The 12,694-nt window shown below is 66.5% G+C and carries 8 protein-coding genes and 1 tRNA gene; 6 read left to right on the top strand and 3 right to left on the bottom strand.

Features of this window, described 5'->3' with window-relative positions; genetic code table 11:
* Positions 1-15 precede the first annotated feature (15 nt).
* Positions 16-2,250, bottom strand: a complete 2,235-nt coding sequence (gene pbpC / locus ACQR1Y_RS11780) for a penicillin-binding protein 1C (RefSeq protein ID WP_434877323.1) — start codon at positions 2,248-2,250, stop codon at positions 16-18.
* The gene (locus ACQR1Y_RS11775) at positions 2,247-7,484 is read right to left on the bottom strand and encodes an alpha-2-macroglobulin family protein (protein WP_434877322.1); all 5,238 of its coding nucleotides are present in this window, start codon (positions 7,482-7,484) and stop codon (positions 2,247-2,249) included. The genes pbpC and ACQR1Y_RS11775 overlap by 4 nt, the downstream gene beginning before the upstream one ends.
* Positions 7,485-7,945: 461 nt before the next feature.
* On the opposite strand from ACQR1Y_RS11775, the gene ACQR1Y_RS11770 reads away from it, so the two are divergent.
* The 4 genes from ACQR1Y_RS11770 (at position 7,946) to ACQR1Y_RS11755 (ending at position 11,278) form a co-directional block, all read left to right on the top strand.
* Positions 7,946-8,022 (top strand) — tRNA-Arg (locus ACQR1Y_RS11770).
* Between the two features lie 249 nt (positions 8,023-8,271).
* On the top strand, positions 8,272-9,534 hold the full coding sequence (locus ACQR1Y_RS11765; protein ID WP_434877321.1) for a tyrosine-type recombinase/integrase: 1,263 nt from the start codon (positions 8,272-8,274) through the stop codon (positions 9,532-9,534).
* A gap of 59 nt (positions 9,535-9,593) precedes the next feature.
* The gene (locus ACQR1Y_RS11760; protein WP_434877320.1) at positions 9,594-10,427 is read left to right on the top strand and encodes a hypothetical protein; all 834 of its coding nucleotides are present in this window, start codon (positions 9,594-9,596) and stop codon (positions 10,425-10,427) included.
* 245 nt (positions 10,428-10,672) lie between these two features.
* Entirely contained in the window at positions 10,673-11,278 is a 606-nt protein-coding gene (locus tag ACQR1Y_RS11755; protein ID WP_434877319.1) for a thermonuclease family protein, read from the top strand.
* Here the strand turns inward: ACQR1Y_RS11755 and ACQR1Y_RS11750 are convergent.
* Positions 11,248-11,463, bottom strand: coding sequence for a DNA -binding domain-containing protein (locus ACQR1Y_RS11750; RefSeq protein WP_434877469.1), 216 nt, complete (start codon positions 11,461-11,463; stop codon positions 11,248-11,250). The two genes, ACQR1Y_RS11755 and ACQR1Y_RS11750, sit on opposite strands and share 31 nt — an antisense overlap.
* On the opposite strand from ACQR1Y_RS11750, the gene ACQR1Y_RS11745 reads away from it, so the two are divergent.
* Positions 11,362-11,613: a hypothetical protein gene (locus ACQR1Y_RS11745; RefSeq protein WP_434877473.1), complete on the top strand. Its 252-nt coding sequence runs from the start codon at positions 11,362-11,364 to the stop codon at positions 11,611-11,613. The genes ACQR1Y_RS11750 and ACQR1Y_RS11745 overlap by 102 nt on opposite strands.
* Before the next feature lie 36 nt (positions 11,614-11,649).
* The gene (locus tag ACQR1Y_RS11740; RefSeq protein ID WP_434877318.1) at positions 11,650-12,222 is read left to right on the top strand and encodes a hypothetical protein; all 573 of its coding nucleotides are present in this window, start codon (positions 11,650-11,652) and stop codon (positions 12,220-12,222) included.
* The last annotated feature ends 472 nt before the right edge of the window (positions 12,223-12,694 follow it).

Raw genomic sequence — 12,694 nt, 5'->3', positions numbered from 1 at the left:
CCGCTTAGCGAACGGTCACTGGATTCTGACCACAACTGTGTCCGCCGCGCCCGTGGCGTCGATCACGGTCAGGCGGGCAAAGCCCGGCCCGGGCGGGTCGATCAGCCGCTGGCGCCGGCTGTCGATTTCGCCGACCGGCAGGCCGTTCACCAGCATCGTCAGCGGCAGCACGCCGCCGGAGACCTTGACCGGCATGACTGAGGCTTCCGGGCCGGCGGAACGGTCGACATCGATGCGCGAGCCGTTGAGCGGGAACTGGATGTGGGGCGCCTGCTCCGCGCCCGTCCGCACCAGCTCGCCGATCGGCCTGAACCGGCGCAGCGGCAGCGGCAACTTGGAATTGCTGGCGACCAGCGCCCCCTTGGGCGGTTTCGGCAGCGCCGCCGGCAGCTTGCCGGAGCGCGCGAAGGCATCGAACAGGATCGGCGCCGCAGAGACGCGGCCGATCAGGCCAGGCACCGGCGCGCCGTCGGGGCGGCCCACCCAGACGCCGATCGTGACGCGGCCGTCGAAGCCGACCGACCAGGCGTCGCGATAGCCGTAGCTGGTGCCGGTCTTAAAGGCGATGCGGTTGCGCGCGGCATTTTCCGGCGGCGGCGTGCCGAGCAGTACGTTGCCGACCTGCCAGGCGGCGGCCGGATCCATCAGCCGCATCGGCTCGCGCGCGTCGTCCTTCTCATCAGCCATCATGATCTCGCGCAGCGGCCGGGTGGTGCCGAGCCGCGGGAAGCCCGCATAGAGCTGCGCGAGGTCCTGCAGCGTCACACCGACGCCGCCGAGGCCCATGGCGAGGCCGGGCGCCTCGTCCTTCGGCAGCACGAGGCTGCCACCGGCCTGCTTCAGCCGCGACGACAGCCGGCTGGCGCCGACGCGATCGAGCAGCACGATCGCCGGCACGTTCAGGGACAGCTGCAGTGCCTTGCGCACCGGCACCGTGCCCTGGAACGTCATGTCGAAATTCTCCGGCGCATAGGAGCCGAAACGCACTGGTCGGTCCTCGATCAGGCTGTCCGGATGCACAAAACCGTCCTCGAAGGCGAGGCCATAGATGAACGGCTTCAACGTCGAGCCGGGCGAACGCACCGCGCGGGTCATGTCGACCTGCCCCGCCCGCTTCTGGTCGAAATAATCAGCCGAGCCGACATGGGCGAGCACGTCGCCGCTCTCATTGTCGACCACGATGATGCCGACCGAGACATTCGGCCCCAGCGCCATGGCGCGGTCGCGCGCCAGCGGCTCCAGCACCTTCTGCAAAGAGGCATCCAGCGTCAGGCGGATGATCGGTTGATCCTTCACCACCGCCGTGGCCTGGTCGGCCGCGTGCGGCGCCAGGATCGGCATCGGCTTGCGGAACGCCGGCACCGGTTGCGCCTTCGCCTGCGCGGCTTCGTCGGCCGAGATCACGTTCTCGGAGACCATGCGATCGAGCACGCGGTCGCGGCCGCGGCGCGCGGCCTCGGGGTGGCGGTCGAGCCGGCGCGTCTCCGGCGATTGCGGCAGCGCCACCAGCAGCGCGGCCTCCGCCAGCGACAGCCGCTTCGGCTCCTTGCCGAAATAGGCGATCGAGGCTGAGCGGATGCCTTCGAGATTGCCGCCATAGGGCGCGAGGGTCAGATAGAGATCGAGGATCTCGTCCTTGCTGAGCTTTTGCTCGAGCTCGAGCGCGCGCACGATCTGCCTGAGCTTGGCATGCAGCGAGCGCTGCCGCCGTGGCTCGAGCAGCCGCGCGAGCTGCATCGTGATCGTCGAGCCGCCGGAGACGATGTGGCCATGTGAGCCGAGCTGGATCGCGGCCCGCGCCAGCGCTTTGGGGTCGACGCCGTGATGCTCGTAGAAGCGCTGGTCCTCATAGGCCAGCAGCAGCTTCAGATAGGTCGGATCGACGTCCTTCTTCGCGCTCACCGGCAGCCGCCACCTCCCATCCGCCATCGCGTAGGCGCGCAACAGCTTGCCGTGGCGGTCGACCACGGTGGTGGAGAGGGCTTTGGCCTCCTGCAGCGGCAGCGGGCCGAGGGAGATGGTGTAGGCGGTGAGTGCGAGCGCGACAGCGACGACCATCGCGGCCGCGACCGCGAGCAGCCGTTTGACGCCCCGCCCTTTCCTCCCGTCATGGCCGGGCTTGTCCCGGCCATCCACGTCGTTCGGCGCGCGCGGAGGCAGCTTGGATGCCCGGGTCAAGCCCGGGCATGACGGAGTGTGTGGCTGCATCGTGCCACCCGACTCACGATCGCTGGTCCCACCCTCACTCATTTCGCCGCGCGGACCTCCACGGAGCCTGTCCCGGTGCGACCATAGCGCGAGGGATTGTACATGTCCTCGACATAGGCCTGCGGCAGCACGTATTTGCCGGGCGACACCGCGCGGACGACGTAAGCGACCGTGAACACCGCCTTCGAATCCGCGGCGCGGTCGAGCGCCGCGGTGAAGCGGTCGTCGCGGAACTCGGTATTGACCGGTTCCTGGCCGTCCTCGATCCAGTCCAGCGTACCGCTGTCACCCGACGACACCAGGCGCGGATTGTCGATCTCGAGCCCCGCCGGCAGATAGTCGGAGACCATGATGTGCCCATATTCCGGCTTGGCCTCGGTGACCTTCAGCACCACCGCAAAGCGATCGTTCTGCTTCGCGATTCTGATGTCGGCCGGCTTGCCGTCGAGCGTGTAGTAGCTGCGCTCGATCTTGAAGCCGTTGGAGGCGGCCGGCTCCGGCGTCAGCGGCGAGCCGGACACCGAGACCACCGCCTGCACCGGCGCCTCACCGGTGTTGGTGATTTTGAGCGGCTGGCTCGAGAGCTCGGCCGCCTTGTAGCTGCGGTACAGCGCCTGCTTCACCGCCTGGCCGTTGACGTCGAGCACCAGCGTCTCCTTGGCGAGCGCGCGCGCCGCCAGCACCATCCACGCATTCTCCTGCGTCGAGGTATACGGCGTGAGCCCACGCGCCGCTTCGACGCGGGCCACCGCCTGCGTCAAGGTCGCGCGCGGTGCGTTGCCCTCGCCCGCCAGCGACACCAGCGCCGCGGCGTCGCGCAGGTCCGAGCCGTAGTCGGTGCGGCCGAACACCAGCACCGGCTTCGGCGCGAGGCTGTCGGCGGCGGCGCCATAGACCCGCTCGGCGCGGGCGCGGTCGCCGACCAGCGCGAGAGCCGCGGCGAGCTGCGCCTTGGCAATCGGCGTTGCCAGATTGCCGAGCTTGGTGTCGGCGAGATAGCGGAGGTCACCGATCGGCGCCGCGCCGTTGCGGGCCAGCACGTAGAGGCCGTAAGCGAGATCGCGGCCGCCGGTCTTCTCCGGCTCCTCTGCATTGACCACCGAGTTCCGGACGCGGTCGAGCGCGCTCTTGAACAGCACGTCCGGCACCGCAAAGCCCTTTTCGCGAGCGCGGGTCAGGAAGTCCGTGACATAGGCGTCGAGCCAGGGATCGTCGCCGCCGGCCGACCACAGGCCGAACGAGCCGTTCGAGCCCTGCCGCGCCAGCAAGCGATCAATGGAGTCGCGGATGCGCTGGTCGACCTCGGTGTCCATCGCCAGATGTGCGCCGGCCGCGAGCTCGTTGACATAGAGCAGCGGCATCGCCCGGCTGGTGATCTGCTCCGAGCAGCCATGCGGATAGCGGTCGAGCGCCTTCAGGATGGTCGCCGCATCCAGCGCGGTCGACAGCCCTGCCGACAGCGACACCGTGCCGGTGCCCGCCACGAGATCAGAGAACATGTCCGACGTCAGCGTCAGGCTCTCGCCCTTGGCCAAGGTGCGGATCGAGCGCCGCGCCAGCACCTGCGTCGCCGGCTTGGCGTCGAGCTGATAGTGCCGCGCCAGGCTCAGCCCGTTCGGGCCCTTGATGTCGACATCGAGCTGCGCCGTGCCGGTGCCGCTCGCATCGAGCGGCAGGGTCGATGATCCCCGCTGCTTGGCCGCGAGCTTCAAGGTCACATTGGCATTGCCGGACACCTTCACCGGGCTGCTGGCCTTGACGCTGACGACATAGTCGCCGGGCGCGCCCTCAACATTGTCGATATCGAACGACAGCGTGCCGCGGTCGCCCGACAGCAGAAAGCGCGGCAAGGTCGCGGTCAGCACCACGGGATCGCGCACCGTGACATCGACATTAGCGCGGCCGACCTTGGTCGCGCTCCACGCCACCGCCATCACGCGCGCGGTGCCGGCAAACTCCGGAATGTCGAAGCTCACTTCCGCATTGCCATCAGGCCCGACCGTGACGATGCCCGAATACAACGCCAGCGGCTTCTGCGTCGGCGGTGAGCCCTGCAGCTCGGCGCCGCCGCCGTCACCGCCGGAGCGGATCTGGCCGCGCGTGCCCTGCATGCCGTCGATCAGCTGCCCATAGAGGTCGCGGATCTCCGCCGAGAGCTGGCGCTGGCCGAGATAATAATCGTCCGGCGCCGGCGGCTTGTAGTTGGTGAGGTTGAGGATGCCGACATCGACCGCCGCGATCACGATCTTGGCGTCCTCGCCGGGATTGAGCCCGCCGACCTTGACCGGGATTTTCAACGCCGCGCCCGGCCGCACCAGCGCCGGCGGGCTCAAGGCAACGTTCAACGTCCGCGCGGACTTGTCGATACCGAACCAGGCGAGCCCGAGCGCACGCCCCGGCATGCGCTGCGCCGCCGCATCGAGCGGACGGCGGAGCGTCGTCACGACATAGGCGCCCGTACCCCAGTCCTTGCCGACCGCGAGCTTGACCTGGTTGGTGCCTTCCTTGACCTCGATGGTCTGCGTCGTCAGCAGCCGGTCGCCGAGCACGTTGACCGTCAGCTTGCCGGCCGTGCGCGCATTCACCGTCACGACCATCGTGTCGCCCGACTGGTATTGCGGCTTGTCGATCGAGGTCTCCAAGAGGTCCGGCGTATCGGCGCTGCCCTCGGTGTACCAGCCGACGTCGAATTGCAGCGACGTCACCGGACCATCGGCATCCGCCGACTTGACGTCGAGCCGGTAACGCCCGGCCTCCGGCTGGAAGCTGAGCCGCGCCGGCTTGTTCGCCGCGATCGTGACATCGCCGTCGCCGACGCGCTTGGTCGACTTCACCGGCTCATAGGCCCAATAGGAATTCTGCCGGTACCACTGATAGCGCGACTCGATCTTCAGGAGTTCATAGCGCAGGCCATTGCGCGCCAGCGTCTTGCCCTCCGGCGAGACGAACACGACGTCGAACTCGGCCTTGTCGCCCTCGCCGACGCTCTTGCCGGAGAAGGACGGCTTGATGCCGATCTGCGCCGCCTTCGGCGCCACCGGCAAGGTCAGCTTGCGCTCGACGGCGCGCCCGCCGGTCTCGGCCATGCGCACATAGATCTGCGCCTCCTGCGGCCGGCTGGAGGACGGCGGCTTCGGCAGGCTGACGGGGAAGGTTGCTGCGCCCTTGTCGTCGGTCTCGGGCAGGCCCTCGATCGGCGTGCGCTCGTTGGAGGCGCTCTCCTCGTCGGCGACGCCAAACTGATAGCCCGGAAAGCCAGGCCGCTCCGACGCGGTCGTCACCAGCAGGTCGCCTTCGAGCTGCAGGTTGGATGCCGGCGCGCCATAGAGGAAATGGCCGTCGACCTTCACCTCCACCGGCGTTTCAGCCTTGATCTGCTTGTCCTTGGACGACAGGTCGAATTCCAACCGCTCGGGGACGTAATCCTCGACCATGAAGGTGGTCTCGCCGACCGCCGCCCCCTTCGGATCGGTGAAGGCGCGCACGCGATACGTCCCGGTCGGCACCGCCGAATTCAGCGCCACCGCGAACGAGCGCCCGCCCGCGCCCTGATCGGGCAGCACGGCGCGGCGGAATTCGACGCCATCGGGGCGCTCGACTACCAGGGTCAGCGGTACGCCAGTCATCGCATTGCCCTTGCCGTCGCGCAGCAAGGCCGTCAGGTAGACCGTCTCGCTGGAGCGGTAGACGCCGCGCTCGGAATAGACGAACGCATCCGGCCCCGTCGGCGCCTCGCGCCCGGCCACGCCGCGATCGGAGAGATCGAAGGCGGTTGTCTTCAGGCTCAGGAAGGCATAGTCCGCCTTCTCCCCCGACACCGTCAGCATCGCCGGCGACAGCCCGCCCTCGCCCTTCGCAAGTCCCGTCTCGAACAGCACGTGACCGGCCTCGTCGGTCTTGCGCGTCGCCAGGATTTCGTTGTTGCGCGCCACCAGCCGCACCTCGGCACGCGCCACCGGATCGGTCGACGCCAGCGAGTTGACGAACACGTGGATGCCGTCATTGCCGGAGAACGCGGCGACGCCGAGGTCGGAGACGATGAACCATTGCGTGGCGAGCTGGCCGCCGCTGTCCTCGTCGCCGCTGTTGCCGCTGGCCGGGCCCTTGGGCGCGGCGGTCATCACATAGACGCCCGGCTGCATGTCGCTGATCGCCTGGTCGACCGGGAACGCCGTGGTGACATCCTGGTTCAGCGTCATCGCGGTCGAGAGCTCACCGCTCCACACCTTCATGCCGCGCTGGTCGCCGAGCTCGCTGAGCTGGTAGCTCGACAGCGGCCGCTGGAAGTCGCTGTCGATGAGGGTGTTGATCAAATTGCGGTCGCCGATCCGGAACACCTGGACGTTCACCGCCGGCGTGTTGACGCTGACCAGCGGAATGCCCTTCTGCCCGGTGCGCGGCAGCACATAGGCCTTGCCGGTGAAGCGCACGAACGGCTTGCGGTCGCGGACATAGATGTTGAACTCGGCCGATTTCGCCAGGCTCTCCTTGACGCCCGACGGCAGCCCGGCGCGCAGATTGATGTTGTAGCGCTCGCCATGCTTAAGGCCCTCGACGCAGAGCTGCTTGTCCTCGGACGTCAGCGCCGGCTTGTCGTTGCCGGCCTGCGCCACGAAGGGCGAGAAGTCGGTGCGCTTGGCAAGGTCCTCGGAGAACTGGAAGCAGGCGCGCGGGCTCGCCGAGTCCGAATCCACGGTGTAGTCGAGCAGCTTGAAGCCGTGCTCGTCGCGCATCCGCTCATACTGCCCCCGGACATCCGCGACCTCGCGCAGCTCCAGCGACATCCGCAGCGTATCCAGCGCCGGCCGCCACAGCTTGCGCTCCGCCATGGCCTTGCCGAGCACGGCAAGCGCATCGGCCTCCTCGCCGGCATTGCCCGCGCGCTGATAGGCGATGTAGGCCGCCGTCGAGGCCCGCTCCAGGAGGAACGTCTTCTCCGACGCATTGGACGGCCAGATCTGGTTCAGCACCGTGCGCGCCAGCCGCAGCCAGTTGCCGGAATCCTCCGGCGCCGCGGTCGCGATCTGGCCGAGCAGCTGCAGGCCGGTGCGCAGGTCGTTGCGGCGCAGCGCCGCGTCGGCATCGGTGCGCAGGGCCGCCAGCGGCTTGTTCACCGCCCCCGCCTCGCTCTTGATCTGCGCCTCCAGCTTGATCGCGGCATCCGCGAGGTCGTCGCGCTTGAACGCCTTGTCGGCGGCCAGCGCGGCGGAGCCGGCGGAGACGAGGCCAAGCGCCATGACGGCGCAGACGACGGCGGCGCGAACCAGACCGATCATGGGACAGCTCCTTGGGGCAAGGCGATGGGGGCGGCTCTTCGGCACCCCCGAGAGGGTGCCCGTGTTTGGCCGATTCGTGGCGAGAATGGACGCGAAATGGTGACGGACTGATGGCAGCGGTTGCAGCCGCCATGGCCGCGGGCCGCCGACATTCGTCATCGGCGGGGGCGCGGGCCGCAAAATTCTGTTCATCAACGGCAATTCACAGCGCATGGCATACCGGCAAAGGCGGCGACGCCCCGATCAGGGCGCCGCCGGCGGGCGAACGGGGCCCAATGGCCCTCCTCCGCCTCCGCTTGGTCGCGGCCAGCTCGTTCCCGGTTCGCTCACTCTTGGCGAAACCGAAGATTTTTCATATGACCCGTGCTATGGATTCCGCACCGGACGGGCTCGCCCGGCGGCGCCGATCCCGTGAACCGGCCAAAGGCCGTTCACGTCACGGCCGTTCATGTCGCGACGACGGTCCCATAGCTCAACTGGATAGAGTAGCGGATTTCTACTCCGCGGGTTGCAGGTTCGAGTCCTGCTGGGATCGCCAGTCATTGCTCCCCAACACCTCTTACAGCCTCCCAAAACATCTTCACAAGTGCGAGAACTCCCTATGAAACAAGGGTTTCTTGCGTTTCGATGCCGCTCGATAATGCTCGATGCCCTCTGAGGATTTTGCGAAGTCATTGTCCCAAGGATAACCCGCGCATAAAAGTTGGGGGATCACCACCGTTTATGACCACAACCGTCAAAGACAGGTGATGCAACCTCAAAGAGATATTCGCGGGAGAGCCTTGAAATGCGGAAAGTTTCCCGAGCCCTGAACCCGGCAGAACTCAAAACGCTGCCCGACGGCGAGCACTGCGACGGCAATGGCCTCTATCTGCGCGTCACCGGGATGGGTGGCCGCAGCTGGATCGTCAAATATCAGTGGGACAAGAAGCAGGAGAAGATCGGCATCGGTTCACTGGCTGAGGTCGGCCTCGCTGCCGCCAGAGCCGAGGCGACCAAGATCCGCGCCAAGGTTTTGGACAAGGTCAATCCGAAGTCCGAGCGTGTCGCGACGTCCTCTGCCTCGGTCCGCTCGTCGCCCCTGTTCAAGGAATTTGCGACCGAGATCGTCGCCGCAAAGGTCCAGGGCATGAAGAGCGACAAGGGCATCGCCAAATGGTGGCGGTCTGTGAATGACTACTGCGCCAGCATCCACACCAAGCAGATCCACGAGATCACGGTCGACGACATCACCGCCGTGCTCGCCCCGCGCTGGCTCAAGAACCCGCAGGCGATGCGCAACTGCCGCAGCCACCTGCAGCACATCCTCGGCGCCGCCATCGTCAAGGGTCATCGCAGCCGCAACGAGATGAACCCGGCGCAGTGGGATGACAATCTCAAATTCCTGCTCTCGAAACAGCCGAGGAAAGGCAAGGTGCGCGGCAGCCACCCAGCCATGGATTATGCCGACCTGCCCTCCTTCATGGCCGAGCTGCGTCAGAAGGAGACCCTGGGCGCATGGTGCCTGGAGACCCTGATCCTGACCGGCGTGCGCACGACCGAGGCCCTGCAAATGCAGTGGTCGCAGATCAACTTCGCCAAGCGCAAATGGGTCATCCCTGGAAAGGCAATGAAGAACGGCCTTGAAGCCAGCATTCCACTGACCGACACGGTGGTCGCACGCCTGAAGGAGATCAAGGCGCTGAGCCTGCCCGGTGACTATGTCTTCCCTGGCATGAGGCCCGGCATGATGATGAGCAACAACACCATGCTCAAACTGCTGCAGCAGGATCTCAAGCGACCGGACGTCACCGTGCACGGTTTCCGCACCTCCTTCCGGAGCTGGGGACAGAACGAGACCACCCACAGCCGTGAATGCCTCGAATACTGCCTGCATCACATCGAGGGCGGCGAGGCCGAGCTGGCCTATAAGCGCGGCGACATGCTCGACAAGCGCCGCGCCGCCATGAAGGACTGGGAGACGTTCTGCAACACTCTGCCGGTGCAGCCGGAGAAAGCGCCCAGCGAGCCGGCGCAGTCACACCTGAGGCTCGTATCCACCGCAGCGTGAACGGGGCGCGCCAACGCCCCGCCCACGCCTAACCAACGCAACGGATAGGACCCGTCACAATGGCTATAGACATCTCTGCACCCACCCTTACCCTCGTTCAACCCCGCAGCCCCAAGACCGGCGCCGAGCGCCAGCGCGCCTATAAGGCCCGACTCAGGGCCGCCAAGGCCGCGCAGCTGCCGGCGGTGCCCGAAATCGTCAATTTGACGAATGTCGAGCCCGTGACGCCCGCGCCGGTGACGACGGTCACGACCAAATCTGCAAACTTTGCGACTTTTGCCCTCCGCGCCGCCGCCCTCGGCCTTGCCGGTGTCGGCCTGTCCATGAACGCGGTCTATGCGCGGTCCCTGGGCAGCTCGGATCTGAGCGGCTGGCTGTTCCTGGCGCTGGGTCTCTGCGCCGATTGCGCCGCCCTGGCGCTGCCCTCGGTCGCGGCCTCCTGCCAGGAAATCGGCAGCAAGGTGGCTGCCTGGGTGACCTGGGCGGCGGTGTTCGCCTTCGCGATCTTGGGATCGGTCGGCTTTGCCTCGACCTCGATCAGTGACGTCACCCTCGCGCGGTCGAGCCGCGTCACCCCGCAGGTGGTGACGGCGCAGGCGGCCCTGGGTGACGCGATGAAGGCGCGGGATCTCGAATGCAAGGGCGGCGCCGGCCGGTTCTGCCGGGAGCGCGAAACCGCCGTCGAGACGGCCCGCGCCGGGCTAGCGGCGGCCATGGGTGCCGTCCAGACCGGCGCCGATCCGCAGGCGGCGGCGGTGACGCACCTCGTCACCTGGGTCTCCGCCGGCCGCGTCACCCCGACCGAGGGTGACGTCAGCATGGTCCGCCTGTTGCTCGTGGCCTTGCTTCCCCAGGTCGCCGGCATTCTTCTGATGGTGAGCCGGCAGTCATAGGTCAAAGGACCATCGCTCGATCCTGACAATGCCGGCGTGCGCGACCTGGTGCACGACCGGCACATCGTGCTTTCCGCCATCAGCGGCACCAGCTCGCCGTTGGCAGCCCGGCCGAGAGTTTACCAGCTTCCCTTGCGGCGCGATCGGCGCAATCATGGGCCATCTCCGCTGAGAGCACCAAAATCACATTCGCTGAATGCGCTCCGTCAGTGACCTTTCAGACCCCTACTCTCACGGAAGCCGATTTGCGCGACGCATCTCCCTGCAAGAAAATAAATCGCTGGCTCATTGCCGCGCTGTTCTCCTTCGGAGCTGCGGGTGTATCGCAGGCGACCGATCTGATCGGCCACGCCAGCGTCATTGATGGCGACACGATCGAAATCCACGGCGAGCGCATAAGGTTGTGGGGCATCGACGCACCGGAGAGCGACCAACTTTGCCGCAACGGCGACAGCGATCTTTATCCCTGCGGACGCCAGGCAGCCGCGTCTCTGGCCGCGCTGTTCTACGCCATACCCCGCCCAGTCACCTGCTCCCCGCGCGGCCATGACCAGTATGGCCGCACGGTTGCAGTCTGCCTGCTCGGAGTGCCAGGTCCGGACCTTGGACAGTGGCTTGTCGCCAACGGCCATGCCCTCGACTGGCCCAAGTACTCGCAGGGCCGATACGAGGAGGCACAACGCGAAGCGGAGAAGGCAGGCCGTGGCATGTGGTCGGGCAGCTTCGTTGAGCCCTGGCGCTACCGTCAATGTATCCGTCATGGCGGCCGACCTGGAGCCTGCTCCGACGAGCCGGAGCCGCCGCATCCAGCCAGTCCCGATCAGCCCGGCGACCGCAAGAACCCCTTATAGCCCTGCTCTGACAGCCACCGAGCCCGCTCAAGGTGACTGTCATAGGCTCTCCGCGTCCGGTCCGGCTCCGCGTCTGGATTGCGATGCAGCACGATGCGGGACACCTCGCGCCAGTCGGCTCCCGCCTTGGCGGCATCGAGCAGGCGGAGATACGTGACGAGATGCTCCTCGTCGTATTCGGTCAGGACATCATCGGCAGGCGCCAGGTCGGCGACATCTGGATCAAGTGGCGGCTTCTGCATCAGCACTCCAGCGAGCAGATGAAGGGGCGGATGATGCCGGCCATTGGCGCCGACACAAAGGCACGCGCAAGCCGCGCCGGACGTATCACGTGAGATTGACACGTTTGCCGCTTCCGGCTGAATGGGTTCATGAAAGCGGGGGCTGTCATCGTTCTATTGGGGCTGACTGCCCTAGTGTCGTATTCGGTTGGTCGCCAAGGCACGCCGGATGACAGAGCGGCCACGCATGCCCCGGCGGCTGCTTCGCAAGTCGTTCTTAGCAAGCCGGTCGCGTTCGCGCCGGTCGCTCCTGCCCCCTCCAGCACGCCCACCACGAGGACGGAGACGGATCGCCTGGTCAGCCAGACGCCGACCAGTCTCACCCCGCCAGCGAAGCCGCAAAGTGATCGCCAGCCTGCCCCAACGCAGGCCAAGCTGACGCCGCAAGATAAGCCGACTGCATCGGACACGAACCGCAAGATCGAGACGGCGCTGACGGCCGCCGCCATCGCGGCGATCCTGATCAAGGCGAGCCGAGAGCAGTACTACGCCACGGGCCACCCGTGCGCCTGCCCCGACGATCTCATGAGGAACGGCAGGGCCTGCGGTGCGAGGAGCGCGCATTCACGACCGGGCGGCGCCTCGCCCCTATGCTATCCCGCCGATGTGACGGCCGAGATGATCGAGGCCTATCGACGTCAGGCGGCGCGGGCAAATCAGTAAAGCGTTCATCGGTACCGCGCTGAGGTTGCTGTCCGGCGGCTATGATGGTTGTATTCCATCATTAATAAAACTAATGGGAGGCAATCTATGTTAAAGTTCGCTTTTATGGTCGCTGCCGCCGCTCTATTCACCGATGCAGCTCGTGCACAATCTTACGGGTACGGGACCGGCTCAAACCCGAGTACTCATACATCGTCTGGATACACGCGGAGCAACGGCACCTACGTCGCTCCATATGTCGCGACCAATCCGAACAGCACACAGCGGGACAACTACGGCACTAGCGGCAACTACAATCCCTACACCGGCGCAGTGGGCCACCGCACGCCGCGATACTAGCGCGTTGTTGTTGAAAGAGGCGCGCGGTTCGAAGATCGCCTGCGCCTCAATCTCCTCAGGCTGACAAAGGAGGGTGATCTTATGGGCTGGGTTCACATTGATCAGAACGATTATGCAGCAGGCTTCGAAGCTG

The organism is Bradyrhizobium sp. HKCCYLRH3099 (assembly GCF_051167855.1).
Lineage (GTDB): Bacteria > Pseudomonadota > Alphaproteobacteria > Rhizobiales > Xanthobacteraceae > Bradyrhizobium.
This window is presented reverse-complemented; position numbering and strand designations above follow the sequence as displayed.